Genomic DNA, 19,873 nt, shown 5'->3' on the forward strand with positions numbered 1-19,873 from the left:
TGCACAGCTCAATACAATTGCAGGGTTTGCCGTCTCCGGTTTTGCTGTATGGGCAACAGGTGCCCGGCATTTGCCGGCTTATCTTTTACTTCCTGCTCGGCGGCTATATATACGTGAAATTTTCCTGCCGCATTCCTGAATTCAAGTTCAACTTCTTTTCCTGCATAGGGCAATAAGCCATACCCGGCCATTTTCCACGGCGCTGCCTTTTTGCTCTTCATGCCTGCAACGGCATAGCTAGCAAAATGATTGAGCTGGGAAACAGCGCTGCGCTGCGGTTCCAAATGCTGACCGTTGATGGAGAGCGGCGGAAGATCCGGATAACCGGTTACCTGTAATTCGCTGCCGGCTCTTATATCCCCGGGCACTTCCAGTTTTATCTTCACAATACCATCGCCCTGGTGCTCCTGTACCCGGAAGCGGATTGCTGCCGGTTCCGTCCTGCTGCTTTTAACCGGTCGTCCTTTTTCAATTTCAAATTCCATCGTTGCATAACCGGGTAGTTCCACTTCAATGGTTTTCCCCGCCGTAAACGCAACCGGGTAGTCTTCCACATAAGGATAGGTAACGCGGGCCCTGTAAGATGCCCCGGCAGCTCCGTAAAAGCCGGTCTCACTATTAAAGGGAATCAGCAGCTTTTGCGTTACCGGCGCGGTATTACGGGCTGTTAATACGGCTTTATCTTTATACCAGCCAATATAGCCATAAGCGTTGCCCTCATCAGGCCGCCCCCCGACAAACACCGCATTATTCAATTGCGGTTCATGCTGCCGGGCCCACTTTAAGATACCGGCCAGGGATGCCCATAGTTCCGGGCGCATGGCATCCAGGGAAATATACCATTCTTTAAGCAGTGTGCCCCGGCCATAGTGCATCAGCACATAATCGGTCCAATCGCGCAATGGCAACTCCTTCTCCTTAACCGAGGTCTGAAGGATCCCATGGGTCATCAACCGGGATACCGGTACCAGCGGCCGGTCTGCCGGGTTGCCAAACATCCGCCAGATATAAGTATCCCGGTCGGTGGTAAATAAAGCCTTCTCCGACAACTCGGGCGTATTGCCGTTCTTCCCGTCATCTCCTGCAAGCATCCACAGGTAATCAGCGTACTGCAGCCACCAGGGTGAGAACCATACCCAGTTGGTAAGGTTTTGTATAATGCCGGGCCGCGCATCACGGGTTGCGGTAAGTACCTGCAACGCCACATCCAGGTTAGCCTCATGGCCATGCCGGTCGGTAGGCGGATGGTTATGGCCTTCTCCCAGATCACAGAGCTCATTAAAATCATGCTTATAATAAATAAGGTCGGCTTTTTTTGCCAGCTCCGGCACCCGTTTCAGGATGGCCGCTTTATACTGTTCTGCAGAAAGACTGAAATAACGGCCATACTGTTTAAAGTAAGCGTTGCTTTTTGCAGCGGCATAGCCATTTTCCGCACCCCATTTAATGTCGTTCGTGTATCCGTTCAATGATAACCAAAGCCCCAGGTGCGTTCCTTCTTTTTTCAGCTTATTGCTGAGGGCAATAAGGTCCCTGTCTCCGCCCGGGAAATAGACGGTGGAAGGTTCCCAAACGCTTTTCCGGTTTTGCCAGCCGTTATCCGGAACCATCCCATCCAGCACGATGCCATAGGGCTCCAGCTCTTTTTTATATTTCCGGTAAACGTTCAAAAAACGATCCCCGCTCAGGTCTTTGGCCGATTTATCAAACCAGTTGTTATAGTTGAGAAAAGAAACCGGTTTTTTCCAGATCGTAGCCAGGTATTGCATAAACGCATACGCAACCGGCGCGCTCTTTTCCGCATAACCTGTTACGGAAACCTTGCTGTCGATTTCATACCCAATTGCCGATTTTGCCGCATATCCCGGAAAATGCATCAGGCGTACCAGGCCCTTTACGGGGTGTGGCTCCACATCCCTCCCCTCAAGGTCTATAAAACTGTAATTGCCTACAGAATCATAGTAACGGCCATAGCTGGCCGGCTGGTTGCCATTCCCCCGGCGGCCGTACCCGGCAGGATACTCCAGCCCTGTAAACCATTGTTTTTTTATAAAAACCGGTTCGCCGCGGCCGCCACCAGACTGTTCATCCCCATTTACAAACCGCTCTACTTCCAGCCGGTCCACCGTTGCCGGCTTATCAAATAGCAGCCGCAGTTTTTTCCGTATAAATGGCTGCCCCTTCACCGCAAAATAAGTGATGATCAATTTTTGCGGACAGGCGCTGTTCTTTAAAGCCGCAGCATTGGGCCGGTAGGCAATTTCACAAAAGCTGGTATCGCCTACACGAGCCTGTTTTGGCGTCGCAGCTGCCGTAAAATCAGTTATTGTCAGTCCTTCTGTACTATTCATTGGAAGGATCTGAAATTCATCGCTTCTGACCGATAGAGCAATCTCCTTACTTGCGCCCGAGAATTTGACGGTCCGCCATACCCTTCCATCATAGCGGAGCACTCTTTGTATCCGGTCGTTTTTGATATGCAGCTCCTGGCCCGCAGCCCTGGAAAAGATCAGGCTGAGACATGAAACGAGTACTATTCCAACTGTTTTTTTTGACACGGTTTCGTTATTGACTACGTAAAAGCGCATAAAAGTTTTTCATTTCTCCATTTTTACCAGGCCTCAAAAGCGCAGTATTGAAGCAAGCTGAAAAACTTTTATGCAGGTAACAAATTGCAGATCATTCCAACGTTGGATTCGTTAAATATAGAAATTTTCTTATTTATATAAGGGTACAAGAAAAAAAAATCCCCTAAGGGAGCATTAATTTTTTTTATTTTTTTCCTTACAGGTAAATAGGCCGTTGGGTGAGTTAGGACTGCAATAACGTCTCATTTTTGATCCCGAATACGAATCATAATACCGAAAGTAACGCCCAATGAAATCACTTTAAAAGAAGCCTGTTCATTTTGAGTACTCAAGGAGTTGGTATGTGCAGGTTCGATTCCTGTAAAAGTGCCTGCAAAAGTGCGTGTCATTTGTGTGTCAAAAAATGTGAAAAGAAACGTAGAAAAGCGACACACAAATGACACGCAGAAAAAGAAAAACCCCTGTAAATCAATTATTTACAGGGGTTAAAAAGTGCCCAGAACAGGAATCGAACCTGCACTCCGTTGCCGAAACAAGATTTTGAGTCTAGCGCGTCTACCAATTCCGCCATCTGGGCTTATTGGAGTTTAAGGTTTAATGTTCCAGGTTTAAAGTTAACCGCTGCACATTCAACCATTTAAACGGGCTGCAATATTACAACCTTTCGACCGAAAACAAAGATATTTTTTCATATCTCCGCAGGTATTATTTACAACAACTCTTCCGGGGAATAAAAATCTTCTTAAGAATGGATAATATTTTATTAAGTACTTTCATTACGTAATAATAAAGTTACAATTAAACAGCGCTTTTGTTTAACCAAAAGAGATTTGCGATGAAACAGTGCAAACAGGTTAAAATCGGGCTGATACGGGAAGGAAAAATCCCCTCCGACAGCCGGGTGGCCCTTACTCCGGCGCAATGCAAATGGCTGCAGGCCCACCGCCGCGGTCTTTCGTTTCTTGTACAGCCATCGCCCGGGCGCTGTTACAAAGATGAAGAATACGAACGGGCCGGGATCATACTTAAAGAGGATTTGGCAGATTGCGATATCCTCCTGGGCATCAAAGAAGTGCCTGTAACGGATCTGACTGAACACAAAACCTATCTTTTTTTTTCCCACACTAAAAAGAAACAACCGCACAATCAGAAGCTGCTGCAGGCCATATTGCAAAAAAAAATCACACTGATCGACTATGAATGTCTGGAGCATGACGATGGAAAACGGATCATCGGCTTTGGCTTTTTTGCCGGTATTGTGGGGGCACACAACGGGCTGATGGCCTACGGCAAGCGAACCGGGCTTTTTAACCTGGACCGGGTTTATAAACAAAAAAACTTTAAGGAACTCATCCATACCTACTTTGGCCTGCGATTACCTAATGTGAAAATCGTTGTTACGGGTAGCGGCCGCGTAGCGCATGGTTTGGTGGAGATCATGAACCTCATGGGCGTGCATGAGGTGGAGCCGGATGAATACCTGGAACGGCGGTTTAACTATCCCGTATATACGCAATTAAAAGGTCAGGATCTGTATATCAACCCCCTAACCGGCATGTATAACCGGATGCACTTTCACGGGTATCCACAACAATATATCAGTAAATTCAAACCCTATACCCGCCAAACCGACATCCTGCTTAACGGGGTTTACTGGTATGAAGGCGTGCCCCGCCTCTTTGAAGCGGACGACATTCAACAGGATGATTTTATTATTGAAACTATTGCGGACGTATCGGATGATGAAAACGGTTCCGTTCCTATCAACACCCAAACGCAAAGTATCATCGACCCCGTTTACGGGGTCAGCAGGAACACCGGTTTTATAACGCCCCCTTACCAGGACGGCTCCATCGACATTATGGCGGTGGGCAACCTCCCCAACGAATTACCCAGAGATGCCAGCCGCTATTTTGGTGAGCAGCTGATCAAGTTTGTGCTGGACGACCTCCTGCACAATGGAAGCGAAATATTAACAAGAGCAACGATCGCCCAGAACGGCCTGTTGGGGGCTCAATACGCCTACCTGCAGGATTATGCCGAAAAGCGGGATTAATCAAAACGCTCATTTTTTGTTACATTTGAAAGAGCGGCATACAACGTTATATGGAAACTTACGGAAAGATATTGCTGATTGCGATTCCTGCATTCCTTCTGCTGGTATTGCTGGAGATGATCTACGCATATCGCAAAGAGCAAATAAAAATGCGTACCAATGACATCATCAGCAGCCTGCTGAGCGGTGTTACCAATATTACCAAAGATGTACTGGGCCTCAGTATCGTTATTTACTCCTACTCCTGGATGGTTAACCACTTTGCACTGATGCATGTTGAAGCAACCTGGGTCACCTATGCGATCGCCTTTATAGTGCTTGATTTTTCCGGCTATTGTATACACCGGATCCAGCATGAATATAATTTTTTCTGGAACGGCCACCTCATCCACCACAGCAGTGAGGAGTTTAACCTGGCCTGCGCATTGCGGCAGAGCATTTCCGGCTTTGCCAATATTTTTGTCATCTTCCTGTTGCCCGCCGCGTTACTGGGCGTTCCGCCAAACGTGATCGCCGTTGTTGCCCCACTGCACCTCTTTGCACAGTTCTGGTATCATACCGCGTTCATAAACAAAATGGGGATTTTTGAAAAGATCATCGTTACGCCCTCCCTGCACCGGGTACACCATGCCATTAACCCCGAATACCTCGATAAGAACTATTCCCAGATCTTTATTTTCTGGGACCGGTTATTTGGAACCTACCAGAAAGAACAGGCAAACATTCCACCTGTGTATGGGATCACAAGACCTGTACGGAGCTGGAACCCCGTAAAAATAAATTTTCAGCATTTAACGCTTTTACTAAAAGACGCATGGCGCACACAGAGCTGGCGCGACCGGCTGCGGATCTGGTTGATGCCCACCGGATGGCGGCCCGCAGATGTGCGGGAAAAATATCCCGTTTATAAAATAGAAGATGTCTATAATTTTGAAAAATATAACCCTTTGCTTACGAATAGTACAAAAGCCTGGCTTTGGACACAACTGATCGCACTGTTGTTCTTTATTTGCTTCCTGTTTGGCAATATCGCCATCATTGGGTCGCCCGGCATTTTTTATTATGGGTCATTCATCTTTCTTTTCGTATACGCGCTGGCCGAACTGATGGATGGAAGCCGGTATGCCTTGTTATGGGAAATACTGAAAGGACTTTGCGGCGCAGGGCTCCTATACTCTTATCAGGACTGGTTTATGCTGAAGATCTATTTCCCGGCAGGATGGCTTCTCATTGGCGGCTATCTTTTACTTTCTTTTTTAGTCACCTGCGCCCTTATAAGAAAGCATTAGATTTTTTGGGTAATTTTTTTGTTAACACCTGTCCGGCCGGACAAAGGGCAGAGCGAATACTACTGCTAAACATCTTTGCGCACTTCGCAAATTCCCGGCACCTTGCGGCTAAAACCAACTGCAAACAAAGTTTGTATGAGTATTATCCATCCAGGCAATCACCTGCTAAATAAATTAGCATTATCTTTGTGGGCTAATTCATCCGTTATGACCCCATTGGCAGAGCGGCTAAGGCCCCATCGTTTGGAAGACCTGGTTGGACAGGAACATCTTACCGGCAACGGCAGCATTCTTCAAAAATCGATTGCTACCGGCAATATTCCCAGTATGATTCTTTGGGGGCCTCCGGGTGTTGGAAAAACCACCATCGCCACCATCATTGCCCATACAGTTAACCGTCCCTTTTTATCGTTAAGTGCCATTTCGGCCGGGGTAAAAGATATCCGCGATGCCATTGCCACCGCCAATGCGGCACACGGAGCCATCCTGTTCATAGATGAGATCCACCGTTTTAATAAAAGCCAGCAGGACGCCTTGCTCGGTGCTGTAGAAAAAGGCATCATTACCCTCATTGGCGCCACCACAGAAAACCCCTCTTTTGAAGTAAACAGCGCTTTGCTCAGCCGCTGCCAGGTTTATGTGTTGAAAGCGTTGGAAGAAGAGGTCCTCATTAAGCTGCTGCACCTGGCCGTGGAGCAGGATGAGCTCATCCGCAGCAAAGAAGTACAGCTGCAGGAAACAGAGGCACTGATCAATATTTCAGGAGGTGATGCCCGTAAACTTTTAAATCTTTTTGAAATTGTTTGTGATGCGCTGGAAGCCCCCGCCATCATTACCGATCAAACGGTGATGCGTATTGCTCAAAAAAAAGTGGCGCTCTACGATAAGTCCGGTGAACAGCATTATGATATCATTTCTGCATTCATCAAATCCATACGGGGCAGCGATCCCAACGGGGCTGTATATTGGCTTGCGCGGATGATCGAAGGAGGCGAAGACATTAAATTCATTGCCCGGCGTATGGTCATCTCGGCCAGCGAAGACATTGGTATGGCCAATGCCAATGCACTGTTATTAGCCAATGCCACATTTGAAGCCGTTAATAAAATAGGCAATCCGGAAGCGAGGATCATCTTATCGCAATGCGCCATCTACCTGGCTTCATCGCCCAAAAGCAACAGCGCCTACCTGGCCATAGACGGCGCCCTGGCCACAGTACGGCAAACAGGCGACCTTCCGGTCCCCCTGCATATCCGCAATGCCCCCACAAAACTGATGAAAAACCTGGATTACGGAAAGGGCTATCAATATTCCCATAGCTTTGAAAATAATTTCAGCAAACAGGAATACCTGCCGGAAAAGATAGCAGGAAGAGCCTTTTATGAACCCGGCAATAACGCAAGGGAACAGGAACTGCGGGGTCATTTAAAAAAATTGTGGAAGGATAAATACAACTTTTGATGCAGCAACAACCGGTTATTGAATGGACATGCCGATCCTTTGATCAGCTTTCCACAACAGCATTATATGCGATCCTGCAATTGCGGGCCGCTGTTTTTGTAGTAGAACAAACCAGTATTTACCAGGACCTTGATGGAAAGGACCTCAACGCTTTTCATTTAACCGGCACTCACAACGGTACGGTTGTAGCTTATACCCGGTTGCTGTCCCCGGGAGTCTCCTATAGTGAACCTTCAATCGGGCGGGTGGTCATCGCGGGATCGCATCGTGCTTTCGGCCTGGGCCGGGAGCTGATGAAACGCAGTATCGATGCCTGCCATCTGCGGTTTAAACAAAAAGCCATTCGCATCAGCGCACAACTATACCTCCAATCTTTTTACCATTCACTCGGTTTTGAAGCGGTCGGCGAGCCGTATGATGAAGATGGGATTGCGCATATTGAAATGCTGAAGAGTCATTAAGCGTCCGTGCAACTGATGGCGTTGCGCGCTCTTCCGCTTGCTGGTGCTTTTCCACCTCACCGCCCCACACGCAGCACCAACAAGAGCAGAATACCAAAACAAGACTTGTTTAAAATACGTTGTTCAGGTCAAGCTTGTCATAAATTTTAATCGTATCCTTAACAGTTACTGTTCTTATTTTTGGAGACGCTGCTGTTGCCTTTTCGTTAGCACGAAAAACAAGACGATACTGGTCTGATTTTGCGGCATCTGACTTTTCCGTAAAGCTATAGGTAACCTCCCCCTTAAGTGTATTCATTTTTTTCGCCTCCGGATTTTCAGGAGATGTCGCAGGGTGTATAGTAACTGCCGGAAGCGATTTCTGCTCCCGCATTTGTCCATAACCCACTACCTTCACAGGACTCAAAGAGCTTGCCTTGGCCGGAGCAGAACGCTTACTATGAAGTCCATACCCCACTACTACTACCTCCTTCTGATCTTTAACCGGCTTCGGTGCCGGTTTTTCGTCATCCGGCTTTTTCGTATGGATCTCAATCACCCCATTCTTTGCTTTTTCTCCATACTCAACCTCCTTGGCCGCACCACCTTTAAACACATTAATGGATTGAATATGATCCGGCGGAAGCTCCCTGAGCGATTTTAGCTCCCGCACCTTGCCATCCACTACATACACACCATCAAAACCATCACCTAACGTCACTTCACCCTTGTCTGAATGCATCTTCCCCACTCCGCCGGGTTGCATCAAACCGCTTACATTGCCCTTTGCAACAATGCGAACACCGCTCACCTTACCCTGCAGCGGAAGTCCTGTTACATTCGATGAGTCCATTACGTAGCGCAACTCCAAACGGTGCCGGGAGCTGTCGCTGCTAACAAATGTTCCCTTTTTTGTGGTAATGATCACTACGCCGTTTTTTGCATCTGCTCCATAGAGGGACGTTGCAGACGTACCTTTTAAAACACTAAAGGATTCTATGGCCTCCGGGTTCAGGCCGGCCAGGGTGCTGCCGCTCTGCCTTTTTTCCCCATCAATAACATATAACGGGGGAACGGTATCCTTCCTGCCCGGCTTGATCTGAAGCCCGGTATTATTGTAATAATACAAATTCGAATTGTCGCTGACAAACGATTTTGAAAAAATCTCAACTGCTCCATTCTCCCCTTTCCTTCCATATTTTTTCAATGCCTGTTTCTGGTTTAAAATGGAAACGGAACCAACGGTAGCCGCAGTAAGATGGTTTAACGCCTTATGATTAACGGGCTTCGAGTCCAGAAAATAAACCGGATTTTTCAATGCATTAGCCGAAGCCACTTGTTCCGGAAACGATAAAACGACATTGTCAACACCTCCGGTCTCCGAAGAAGATTCCCGGGCCATGGGCACTGAAGATCGCTGTTCAGCCAACCCCCTCCCACGTGTTTCAAATTCGTTCTTAATTTCCTTTCTGAAAGCCAGCAGCAATACCGCTACCACCGGCAGCAAAAATAAAAATTTGGTCAGGTGCACTTTTGCAGATTTGATGGTATTCATCATCGCAATTCTGTTTTTTAAAGATGAAAAATTAAAATGATTGGCAAAGGCAAATTGACGGTTGCCCATAACTTTTAATAATAAATACTGGTATTCCTTTTTATCCATACCGTTCTGCAGTACCTGTTTGTCTGCAAGGAACTCCAGGTTCTGCTTCAGGCTTTTACGCAGCAGCCATACAAAAGGATTAAACCAAAGCAGGATGCATAACAGTTCGCTCCAGATTATATCAATCGTATGCTTTTGCCGTACATGCACAAATTCATGACGGATGATCTCTTCCAGTTCTTCCCCGCTATGCAGTTCCGTGTTGATAAAGATGGCATTCCCAAAAGAAAAGGGACGGATATCCTCATCCAGCTGGTAAATGCGGGTGTGCGCATCAGAGATCAGCTGTGCTCGTTTTTTTACCCGCATAAAGGAAAGGAACATGATAAAAAAACGCAGCAGCAGGGCCAATGACCCAAGGGCCGCCGCCACCATTACCCAGTCCCATACCGAAAGGGATTCCAGCAGCGATGTGTCGGCCGTATCGGAAGCAAATCCGAATGTGGGAATCATTTGAACCAGCGCACTGCGATCCAGTTCTTTTTTCTGAAGTTCCGGCATAACGTCAATCAGCGGAATAATAAAACTTAGTACGCCGTACCCCAGCAAGTACCAACGGTTCCAGTTATAAAAGGTGAGCCGTCTTAAAAACAGCTGGTAAAACAGGTACACAACGGCCAAACAAACACTTAGCTTAAGAATATAATCAATAATGACAGGCATACGCAAATGTTTAAAGTTTAACGTTTAAAAGCTCCAGGGGTCCTATTCAACATTTAAAGTTCCAGGGTTTGTGGGATACCAGGAGTACGGGATCCAACCCCAAACGTTAAACTTCAAACAAGAAACCGGCCTGGCAGCGGAAATTATTTCTTCTTGCCGCTTTCAATCATCTTCACAATGTCTTTCAGCTCCTGGGCCGACAATTTTTTCTGGTCCACAAAAAAACTGACCAGCTCTTTATAAGAATTGCTGAAATAGTCTTTGACTACAGAACCCATAAATTTCTTTTTATACTCCTCTTCGGAAATGGCGGGCTTATATACATATACGTTTCCAAAAAGCCGTCCCAACACATATCCTTTTTTTTCGAGGTTCTTAATAGTAGAAGCCACGGTAGTATAAGGATATTGCTCCGGCAACTGCTCCATAAACGCCTTCACATTTCCCTCCCCTACCTGCCAAACGGCAATCATTAATTGCTCTTCCTGTGCGGTTAATTTCTTCATCTTTGATACGATTTTGAAGTAAATTTACGAAATATTCGTAATAAACAAAATTTTTTTGAGCTTTTTCAGGCAACCCTATCAACCGAATCCGCATCCTATTGTTATCTTTGGTAGCATTCATTTGCATAAAATCAACAAGATGAAGTATTTATTAGTATTACTGATGACCATTATGAGTTTTAGCGCTGCCCGCAGCCAGGCCCTTCCCCCTTACAAACAATACAAAACCATACCCTCCGTAAGATTACTTTCCGCGGATAGCACCGGGTGGGAGTTAAAGGCCAAACTCCAAAAGAACAAACCGGTAATGATCATGATATTCAGCCCGGAGTGTGACCATTGCAAGCACGAGACCGAAGAGATGATCAAGAATATCGATAAGTTCAAAAATATCCAGATCATTATGGCCACACCGCTGCCGTTAAAAGAAATGGCCGCATTTGCAGCGCATTATAAATTGCAGAACTATCCCAATATCCTGGTAGGTAAAGATTATGCTTTTGCCCTACCCGCTTATTACGGCATCCGGAACCTTCCTTTTCATGCCTTTTACAATAGCAACAAACAGCTGATCAGCGGCTTTGAGGGGTCCATGTCTGTTTCAACGATTTTAAACGTTTTCGGCAAATAGTTTTTTTAATTGTTTTTTTAAGCAAGAGCCTGGCAAAAAGCGGAAACGCTGTTCGCCAGGCTTCTTCATTGCACCTTTCATTGCCGCGGATTGCAACGTTTGAGATCCCCGGCAACAAAAAACAAAAATTCTTCAATGAAACTTTACACAGCCGGCACGTTTTATCCCCTCCCTTTCCCTATTTTTGAGCAAATTGATTATTACGATGAAAAAAATGCAACTTTTGCTGCTTGCGCTTAGCATTGCCATTGCCGGACTTGCGCAAAATACTGTAAAACGCCCCAGGCTGGTTGTTGGTATCGTTGTGGACCAAATGCGCTGGGATTATCTTTATCGTTATGCCGACCGGTACGGTACCGGGGGATTTAACAGGATGCTGAAAGAAGGCTATTCCTGTGAAAATACGTTTATCAGCCACCTTCCTTCTTTTACCGCAGTAGGGCATACTACCGTATTTACAGGATCCGTTCCGGCCATTCATGGCATCACCGGCAACGACTGGATCGATCAGCTCACCGGAAAATCAGTTTACTGTACAGAAGATTCCACCGTGCAGGCGGTAGGCAGCAACTCCAAAGCGGGAAAAATGTCGCCCCGGAACAACCTGTCCACCACCATCACGGATGAACTCCGGCTGGCCACTAACTTCCGTTCAAAAGTGGTTGGCGTTTCGCTTAAAGACCGGGCATCCATCCTGCCTGCAGGACATAATCCCACCGGGGCCTTCTGGTTTGATGATCAAAGCCGCCAGTTCATTACCAGTACCTGGTATATGAAAGAACTTCCCCGCTGGGCAACGCAATTCAATGCAAAAAAAGAACCGGAAGCACTTACCTCAAAACCCTGGACCACTTTATATCCACTGAATACCTATACACAAAGCACCGCTGATGACGTAAAATGGGAAGGTAAATTCAAAGGCGAAAAAACCACCAGTTTTCCGCATGACCTCAGCGAAATATTCAAGCAGGACCCGGACGTGATCCGCAGCTCTCCTTACGGAAACACGCTGACCCTCAATTTTGCAAAAGCTGCCGTTGACGGCTACCAGTTGGGCACCGGCTCATTTACCGATTTTTTGACCATCAACTGTGCTTCAACCGACTATGTGGGACACAAATACGGCCCCAACTCCATAGAAGTAGAAGACGTATACCTGCGTCTCGACAAGGATCTTGACGCCTTCTTTAAATACCTTGATCAAAAAGTAGGCAAAGGAAATTACCTCGTATTTCTAACTGCAGACCATGGTGCAGCACATTCGATCGGGTTTATGCAGGAGCACCAGATGCCCGCTGATTTTTTTCAAAACGGCAAAGTCATCAAAGCCCTGAACGATCTGCTGAAGCAGCAGTTTGGCGAAGATAAACTCGTTCGATCGGGCGCCAACTACCAGGTTCATTTCGACAATGACCGGATCGAAAAAAAGAAACTCGATTTCTCCGCTATCAAAAAGACATCCGTGGCATTCCTGCAAAAACAGGATGGCGTACAGTTTGTAGCAGACGTTGAAAACATTGGCAGCACATCCATACCGGAGCCAATAAAAACAATGATCATTAATGGCCATAATCCCAAACGCTCGGGCCCCATACAAATCGTTTTGGACCCGGCCTGGTTTAGCGGAAGCCCTGGAGGCACAGGTACCACCCACGGCACCTGGAACCCGCACGACACCCATATTCCGCTGCTTTGGTTTGGCTGGGGTATTAAGCCCGGAAGACTGACACGCGAAGTGCATATGACCGATATTGCTCCCACCCTTGCTGCTTTACTTCACATTCAGCGGCCCAACGGCTGTATTGGTTCTGTGATCACCGAAGTAGGACAATAAGTATATGAAACATAAGCTCTGGCTACTACTGTTTGCCGGCGTCTTGTTGGGTACCAATACTTCGGCACAAACAGACAGCTCCATACTGCATACCCCGGGTGGGGAGGCCGATAGCCTGGCACTTCCAGCAAAAGACGAACAGGTTTACCACCTGCGAAAAGGCATCACCCTGGTTTATCCCAAACCCAAAAACTTTGGTTTTATCACGGACCTGCCGGGGGATGGATGGAAATATGTTAAAAACAGTTTTTCCAAAGAAAGCATCAAACCCTGGGTCATGATTGCGGGAGCAACAGGTGTTTTGCTGGCACTGGATCAACCTATTGCCGATGAGCTGCATCGTTTCTCCGACCGGATCCATTTTCACCGGGACAACTCTTACAAAACCGTTTGGGAGTTAAAAATTGGCGGTTCAAAAACCAGCATGTTACGGATTCCCAACAACCTGAACAGTGCCTTTTACCAAATGGGACAGGGTTATATCAGCCTGCTGGTGGGCGCCGGCTTATTCACTTACGGCAAAATAGCCAATGATTATCGGTCGAGGAGTACTGCCAGTCAGCTGCTGGAATCTTTTTTCCTGATGGGCGCCAGTACCCAATTGGTAAAACGGATCTCCGGGCGCCAGTCGCCCTTTATGGCCAGCAATCCGGGCGGCAACTGGCACCCCTTTCCTTCAATCAAAGCATACCAGACAAACACACCCAATTACGATGCCTTCCCCTCCGGCCACCTGGCCACTTTAATGAGCAGTGTCACCATTCTTGCGGAAAACTATCCCGAAAGCCGCTTCATCAAACCCATCGGATACAGCATGGTAGCGCTTTTGGGTCTTTCCATGATCAATAATGATGTACACTGGGCCAGCGACTACCCCCTGGCCCTGGGCATGGGATACCTGAGCGCCAAAACTGTTGCCAACCGGAGCCGCAGACTGTTAAAGTCGATCGGGATGAATAAGAATGATCGTTCCTCCCTGTCTCTGACATTTGTACGCCTGAACAACCAGGTGATCCCCGGATTTCTTTATTCTTTTTAGCCGCTCTTGACGGCAGACAAGAAATGGCACCTGCTGTGCAGTGTCCTGCCACAAGTCGTATTTTAGCAACACCAAATCAGTAAAACATGGAGCTCCATCAGCAATTTGAAACCGCAGTGGCTGCCAGCAAAACGCTGGCCGAAAAACCATCCAATGAAATCCTGCTTCAGTTGTATTCCCTGTACAAACAGGCCACGGAAGGCAATATCCATATTGAAGCGCCTCCCAATCCGTTCGACTTTGTAGCCAAGGCCAAATACAATGCCTGGGAAGAGCAAAAAGGAAAGTCAAAGGAAACAGCCATGGAGGAGTATATAGAACTGGTCGGCAAACTGAAAGGATGATCATCCAAACAGATCCGCCATCGTTACTTCCGATACAATACGTCCGGTGTAATAAATATTTTGGGTAGTACCATAGGTGGTAATCATTGTAGGAAAGATTGTTTTTTTCGTTTTTGTTCGCTCCTTAAAAACGCTTATTTTCCGATCCAGTTCCGCAGCATACTTTTTATCAATAACAAACATCTTATCCGAGAATTTTATTTCACAGATATTGATGCAATGATCCTTCCGGTCTAATAAAAGATCAATCTGAGCGCCCTCCTCCCCAGGCTTTGAAGTATAACGCCAACCTGATGCTTCTGTATACACACCTCTAATACCTAATGCTTCCTTAATTTGTAATACATGTTTTTGACAGATGGCTTCAAACGCATATCCACTCCAACTGTTATAAACATGTCCTGCCGCAAGCTTAAGCCAGGCGCCCGCATCCGTGGCACGGGATCGTTCAACAAATTTCAGGTAAAACAATGAGTATTCATCTGATAGCTTATAAACGGCATCGCGTGAAGTTTTCTCAAAGGGTATATACTGGGAAATAAATCCCGATTGTTCAAGCTCTTCAAACAATCGTGTTGTTGTTCCACCCGTAGTAAATCCGCATGCCTGTATTATTTCTGTCCGGCTCATTCCACTTGCTTTTTTAGCAAGTTGCCGTACAATGGATTCATGATGACTGGGGTTATTAAATAACGATCGATACAGCACATTAAATTCTGCTTTTAGGATCCCATTCCTTTCAAAAAAAAGCCGGTCAATCACCTGGGTGGAGCTTTCTCCATTGTTAATTTGTTTCAGGTACTGGGGGATGCCGCCAATGGCCATATAAAGTTGTAGCAACTGGTAATGATCTAAGCGAACGCCACGGCTTACAAGATAATCCTCCGATTCTTTTAAACTAAACGGCAATAGCCGAATAGTGCGGCTTACCCGGTTATGAAGCCCGCCCCGGTTGTGCAGAACATTTTCAACCATCCAGGACGCCGCAGATCCGCAAATAACCACTTTCAGTTGTGGCTTACGCGATGCCCAGGTATTCCACCAATGCCCAAAGGCCATTAAAAAGCCTGATTTAGGCGTATGCATCCAGGGAAATTCGTCAAACAATACCACAACTGGCTTTGTCTTCATTTTTATTTGCAAAAAACTGCTAAGGAAAGTAAAGGCCTGCATCCAACTATCCGGAGTTGCCGGTGGTATTGGAGACTGCATGGCTTGCTGAAGAGCATTGTTAAAATTCAACAATTGATCCGGCAGGCCGGCTTCATGCAATCCCGTGCATTCAAACACAAGGTGTTGCTGGTAATACCCTCTAATAAGAAACGTTTTTCCAACCCGTCGCCGCCCCAAAATGGCAATTAACTCCGCCTCCTTTGAGTTCAACGCCTCTTTTAAGGTTTTCTTTTCGGCTTCCCGTCCAATAATTGTTTCCGGCATATAATTATGAATAAATCCAAATTTATAATTATCCACAAATATACATTTAAATATACTTATGGACAATTATAAATTTTTATTCCCGTCCACAACTATATATTAAAATAAGCTTGTGGACAATTATAAATCTTTATTTTCATCCACAACTACATCTTAAAACAAACTTATGAACAATTATAAAATCGACTTGCACACGGGTAATGCAACGGCACCCGCACAACGCCTATAGCCGGTTACAAATACTGAAGCACTTTAACCGTTACCAGCAGCTGCCCCGTATGCCGCATGGTATGCTCCGCAGCATGAAAGCAAAGCCCGATCACCGTTGAAGGCAGCCCTGCTCTTCCAACCTGCCGGAGCGCTGTTAATAAAGAAGGATCCAGTTTCCGGTACCGGCGGATCGTTTGTTGGATGCCCACCCGCACTTCCTGCAATAAATCCTGTGCGGTATGCCCCTGGTCAATGGCCTCGCTTTTCAGGTATTCCAGCTGTTCGGGGGAAAGCATCTTCTCTTCGGCATAGGACAGCAAACGATCCAGTACACCGGCAATATGTTTAAGGTGAAAACCCACAGCGGCAACACCAGCAGGGCGCTCCCATAGGCGATCGTCCGGAAAATCTGCCAGCAATGCTTCCAGTTCTTCACCGGCCTGCAGCAGCGCATCTGCTGCGGGCTGCAGCTCGGCTGCCAGATACGGGTCGCTCTCCCCGCGTAACCACACTTCTTTTTTTGTTTCCAATGTTGTTGCTTTTAATTGATACCCTGGTATTCAAACACCGGTTGCAGGCAAATTTACACCACATATTTAAAATACAAAAGCCCGCTCCTTTCGGAACAGACCTCTGTTTAAAGCATCTTTATATCCTAAAACATTATACTCTGAAGTGTGCAAACGCCTTGTTGGCCTCTGCCATACGGTGTGTATCTTCTTTCTTTTTGAAAGCAGCACCCTCACCTTTGCTGGCGGCAACAATTTCGTTAGCCAGTTTATCTGCCATGCTGCGGCCGTTCCGGTCGCGGCTGTAACGGATCAGCCATTTAATGCTCAAAGAAATTTTACGATCCGGACGCACCTCAGAAGGAATCTGGAAGGTGGCACCACCAATACGACGGCTGCGTACTTCAACCGCAGGTGTTACATTGGTCAAAGCCTTTTTCCAGATTTCGTACCCATCTTCATTGGTTTGTTTTGCAACCTTGTCCAGTGCATCGTAAAAAATAGTGAAAGCTCCACTTTTTTTACCTTCCCACATCAGGTTGTTTACAAAACGGGTAACCAGTTTATCGTTGAATTTGGGATCCGGCGCTAACGGAAGTTTCTTGGCTTGTGCTTTACGCATCTTTTATAGTTTATATCTAATGTCTAAAATCTAATGTCTAACGTCTAAAAATTACTTTTTAGCTTTTTTAGTTCCATATTTGGAGCGGCTCTGCTTACGGTCTTTTACACCGGCAGTATCCAGGCTTCCGCGTACAATATGATACCGCACACCTGGTAAATCCTTCACACGACCACCTCTGATCAATACGATCGAGTGCTCCTGCAGGTTGTGCCCTTCACCCGGAATGTAAGCGATCACCTCTACTTTATTGGTCAAACGCACTTTAGCTACTTTACGTAGCGCAGAGTTTGGCTTTTTAGGAGTGGTTGTATAAACACGGGTACAAACACCACGACGCTGCGGACACTGATCCAGCGCTCTGGATTTGCTTTTTGCCCTTATGATTTCTCTTCCTTTACGAACTAACTGATTAATAGTAGGCATTCTTTAATGCTTTAAATTTAGGACGGCAAAGGTAGCATTTGTTCATGAACTTACAAAAATAATTCACATTTTTTCTGACCGGCCTTTATTTTTTGTCCCATCACCGGAATATTGCCCATCCCGGTTGTGTCACTCACTTGTACTGCATAACATCTAATCATCTGTTTTTTAAACAATTACAGCATTCCGCTTTCTAAAGATGCCGCTGCATGCGGTTAATATACCACACCGGCCCCCTCCGTGCCGGCTCCCATCCCCCCTGCGGGAATCAGGGAGTGCTCATTCTCCTAAAACCGGTATTTGAACCCAACACCCGCTTCCGCCTGCGGACGTTTAAAATACTCGCTTCCAAAAACAGACACTTCAGGTTCCAGCACCAGCCGTTCCGTTAACCGGATGGTTTTACTCAACTTGAACTGGTATCCCAGCGCCGGCTTTCTTAACCCTTTCCCAAAGGCTTTTTGCCCCCAGCCTTCCGGAGGAAAGGTTCCCGTCATCAGACTGATGGTTGGTCCCGCTGCAATGTTTACGATCGGAGAACTGTACTTATATAAAACAGGTAGTGTAAAATAATGATACCTTCCATTTGTTGTTCTCCAGTGTTCAGAAGCCGGATCATAGTATTGTCCCCCCGGATAATTGGTATACTTTAAGCCGGTTTCTATACTGCTGTGCGGGGTAAACTTCCATTCATAGCTCAACGTAACAGCGGGTCTTATTCCCCAGCCATCTGCCCACTGCACCCCGGTACTGATCCCTGCCAGGTGCTTCCGGGGCCCGGTTTGTGCATCAGCGGTAAAACAAACGGCGCTAAAAAACAGCAGCCCGGTTATATACCCCCCGGAGGTTCTGCATAAGCGTTTTGCGTTTAATGATCTCATAAAATTATTGTTTTAATTGGTGAATAATCAACAGCAGGCCCCAAAAATAGTCTGGTGCCTGTTAGCAATAATTTAATGAAAACCAAAGGGTTTGTTATTTAACGAAACAGGTCCGAAATTGCTTCCGGACCTGTTTATCTGTTAAAGATCATGATCACCTAAACCCGCTCCAGCCATCCATAAGGGTCGCCGTGTTTATTTTCTTTATAATCCAGCAGGTACTTTTTCATCTCTGCGGAGATGGCCATGCTGTCTACATCAAACTCCATTACAAAATCTTTGTATTTCAATTCTTTTACGTGAGAAATAGTGGCTGCGGTGCCGCACCCGAATACCTCCTTCAGGGTGCCGGCTTTATAAGCACCCATCAGTTCGTCAATTGACACCCTGCGCTCTTCTACTTTAAAACCCTGATCGCGGAACCGCTCCAGCAAACTCAGGCGTGTGATGCCGCTCAAAATGGTACCGTCTGTAAGATCCGGTGTTACCAATGTATCACCTATAATAAACATAATGTTCATGGCTCCTACCTCCTGCACATACCGGTGTTCCAGCGCATCCATCCACAATACCTGATCGTAGCCCTGTTTTTTAGCTTCCGCAGAAGACAGCAGGGAGGCGGCATAGTTGCCTCCTGTTTTGGCAAACCCTGTTCCGCCCGGAGCAGCCCTTGTATACTTTTCCTCTACATAAATGCGGGCCGGTGCAGAAAAATAGGACCCCGCAGGGCCCGTAATGATCAGAAATTTATAAGAAGAAGACTCCTTTACACCCAGGGTTTCTTCGGTGGCAAAGAGAAAAGGGCGTATATAAAGCGATTCATCATAACCGGAAGGAATAAAATCCTTATCCAGCTCCACCAACTGTTTCATCCCGTCTATAAAGATCTCCTCTGGAACCGGGGGCATGGCCAGGCGTTCCGCCGAACGGTTCATGCGCTTCCAGTTCTCCTGTGGCCGGAAGATATGGATGTTCCCATTCTCGTCCTTATGCGCTTTTTGTCCTTCAAATATGGTTTGTGAGTAATGTAATACAGATAGGGCGGGCAGGAAGCCGAGGGACTCATAGGGGCGGATATTAACATTTGTCCACTGACCATCCACGTAATCCGCTTCCAGCATGTGGTCAGAAAAATATTTACCAAAACCCAGGTGGTTAAAATCCACCTTTTCCAGATTGCTTTTACCGATCTTCGTTACCGGTATGCTCATTGCTTCCACCATAAAATATTATTTTTGATCCCGATACCTTTCCGGGAGTCCTGCGAAGATACG

The 19,873-nt window shown here is 46.5% G+C and carries 17 protein-coding genes and 1 tRNA gene; 8 read left to right on the plus strand and 10 right to left on the minus strand.

Features of this window, described 5'->3' with window-relative positions; translation table 11 throughout:
• Positions 1 to 8 precede the first annotated feature (8 nt).
• Together GGU45_RS13035 and GGU45_RS13040 are read right to left on the minus strand one after the other, a co-directional pair.
• Positions 9 to 2,558, minus strand: coding sequence for a hypothetical protein (locus GGU45_RS13035; protein WP_435225371.1), 2,550 nt, complete (start codon positions 2,556 to 2,558; stop codon positions 9 to 11).
• A gap of 523 nt (positions 2,559 to 3,081) precedes the next feature.
• Positions 3,082 to 3,165: transfer RNA gene (locus tag GGU45_RS13040), tRNA-Leu, on the minus strand.
• Positions 3,166 to 3,423: 258 nt separating this feature from the next.
• On the opposite strand from GGU45_RS13040, the gene GGU45_RS13045 reads away from it, so the two are divergent.
• The 4 genes from GGU45_RS13045 to GGU45_RS13060 all read left to right on the plus strand — a co-directional run bounded on the left by GGU45_RS13045 (position 3,424) and on the right by GGU45_RS13060 (position 7,855).
• Complete coding sequence (locus GGU45_RS13045; RefSeq protein ID WP_435225372.1) at positions 3,424 to 4,644, plus strand: NAD(P)-dependent oxidoreductase; 1,221 nt, start codon at positions 3,424 to 3,426, stop codon at positions 4,642 to 4,644.
• A 50-nt stretch (positions 4,645 to 4,694) separates the two neighbouring features.
• Positions 4,695 to 5,933, plus strand: coding sequence for a sterol desaturase family protein (locus GGU45_RS13050; RefSeq protein WP_435225374.1), 1,239 nt, complete (start codon positions 4,695 to 4,697; stop codon positions 5,931 to 5,933).
• Between the two features lie 207 nt (positions 5,934 to 6,140).
• Positions 6,141 to 7,394 carry a replication-associated recombination protein A gene (locus GGU45_RS13055; RefSeq protein WP_435225376.1) on the plus strand — a complete coding sequence of 418 codons (1,254 nt, stop codon included), beginning with the start codon at positions 6,141 to 6,143 and terminating at the stop codon, positions 7,392 to 7,394.
• Positions 7,394 to 7,855, plus strand: a complete 462-nt coding sequence (locus tag GGU45_RS13060; protein WP_435225377.1) for a GNAT family N-acetyltransferase — start codon at positions 7,394 to 7,396, stop codon at positions 7,853 to 7,855. The genes GGU45_RS13055 and GGU45_RS13060 overlap by 1 nt, the downstream gene beginning before the upstream one ends.
• Before the next feature lie 109 nt (positions 7,856 to 7,964).
• Here GGU45_RS13060 and GGU45_RS13065 read toward each other — a convergent pair whose 3' ends face one another.
• Both GGU45_RS13065 and GGU45_RS13070 read right to left on the minus strand, forming a co-directional pair.
• Positions 7,965 to 10,160 carry a M56 family metallopeptidase gene (locus GGU45_RS13065; RefSeq protein WP_435225378.1) on the minus strand — a complete coding sequence of 732 codons (2,196 nt, stop codon included), beginning with the start codon at positions 10,158 to 10,160 and terminating at the stop codon, positions 7,965 to 7,967.
• Between the two features lie 143 nt (positions 10,161 to 10,303).
• Complete coding sequence (locus GGU45_RS13070) at positions 10,304 to 10,666, minus strand: BlaI/MecI/CopY family transcriptional regulator (protein ID WP_435225380.1); 363 nt, start codon at positions 10,664 to 10,666, stop codon at positions 10,304 to 10,306.
• A gap of 139 nt (positions 10,667 to 10,805) precedes the next feature.
• On the opposite strand from GGU45_RS13070, the gene GGU45_RS13075 reads away from it, so the two are divergent.
• The 4 genes from GGU45_RS13075 (at position 10,806) to GGU45_RS13090 (ending at position 14,514) form a co-directional block, all read left to right on the plus strand.
• Complete coding sequence (locus GGU45_RS13075; protein ID WP_435225382.1) at positions 10,806 to 11,297, plus strand: peroxiredoxin family protein; 492 nt, start codon at positions 10,806 to 10,808, stop codon at positions 11,295 to 11,297.
• Positions 11,298 to 11,502: 205 nt separating this feature from the next.
• Positions 11,503 to 13,131: an alkaline phosphatase PafA gene (gene pafA, locus GGU45_RS13080; RefSeq protein ID WP_435225384.1), complete on the plus strand. Its 1,629-nt coding sequence runs from the start codon at positions 11,503 to 11,505 to the stop codon at positions 13,129 to 13,131.
• Between the two features lie 4 nt (positions 13,132 to 13,135).
• The gene (locus GGU45_RS13085; protein WP_435225386.1) at positions 13,136 to 14,170 is read left to right on the plus strand and encodes a phosphatase PAP2 family protein; all 1,035 of its coding nucleotides are present in this window, start codon (positions 13,136 to 13,138) and stop codon (positions 14,168 to 14,170) included.
• A gap of 86 nt (positions 14,171 to 14,256) precedes the next feature.
• On the plus strand, positions 14,257 to 14,514 hold the full coding sequence (locus GGU45_RS13090; RefSeq protein WP_435225387.1) for an acyl-CoA-binding protein: 258 nt from the start codon (positions 14,257 to 14,259) through the stop codon (positions 14,512 to 14,514).
• On the opposite strand, the gene GGU45_RS13095 is transcribed toward GGU45_RS13090, so the two are convergent.
• The 6 genes from GGU45_RS13095 to GGU45_RS13120 form a co-directional block, all read right to left on the minus strand.
• Positions 14,515 to 15,987, minus strand: a complete 1,473-nt coding sequence (locus GGU45_RS13095) for an AAA family ATPase (protein WP_435225389.1) — start codon at positions 15,985 to 15,987, stop codon at positions 14,515 to 14,517.
• Positions 15,988 to 16,184: 197 nt separating this feature from the next.
• Positions 16,185 to 16,691: a DinB family protein gene (locus GGU45_RS13100; RefSeq protein WP_435225391.1), complete on the minus strand. Its 507-nt coding sequence runs from the start codon at positions 16,689 to 16,691 to the stop codon at positions 16,185 to 16,187.
• A gap of 133 nt (positions 16,692 to 16,824) precedes the next feature.
• Positions 16,825 to 17,292, minus strand: a complete 468-nt coding sequence (gene rpsG / locus GGU45_RS13105; protein ID WP_435225393.1) for a 30S ribosomal protein S7 — start codon at positions 17,290 to 17,292, stop codon at positions 16,825 to 16,827.
• A 51-nt stretch (positions 17,293 to 17,343) separates the two neighbouring features.
• The gene (gene rpsL / locus GGU45_RS13110; RefSeq protein ID WP_026310044.1) at positions 17,344 to 17,718 is read right to left on the minus strand and encodes a 30S ribosomal protein S12; all 375 of its coding nucleotides are present in this window, start codon (positions 17,716 to 17,718) and stop codon (positions 17,344 to 17,346) included.
• A 287-nt stretch (positions 17,719 to 18,005) separates the two neighbouring features.
• Positions 18,006 to 18,599, minus strand: a complete 594-nt coding sequence (locus GGU45_RS13115; protein ID WP_435225395.1) for a hypothetical protein — start codon at positions 18,597 to 18,599, stop codon at positions 18,006 to 18,008.
• A gap of 158 nt (positions 18,600 to 18,757) precedes the next feature.
• Positions 18,758 to 19,822: a branched-chain amino acid aminotransferase gene (locus GGU45_RS13120; protein ID WP_435225396.1), complete on the minus strand. Its 1,065-nt coding sequence runs from the start codon at positions 19,820 to 19,822 to the stop codon at positions 18,758 to 18,760.
• Positions 19,823 to 19,873: the final 51 nt, after the last annotated feature.

The sequence above is a fragment of the Niabella hirudinis genome (assembly GCF_051201075.1).
GTDB lineage: Bacteria > Bacteroidota > Bacteroidia > Chitinophagales > Chitinophagaceae > Niabella > Niabella hirudinis.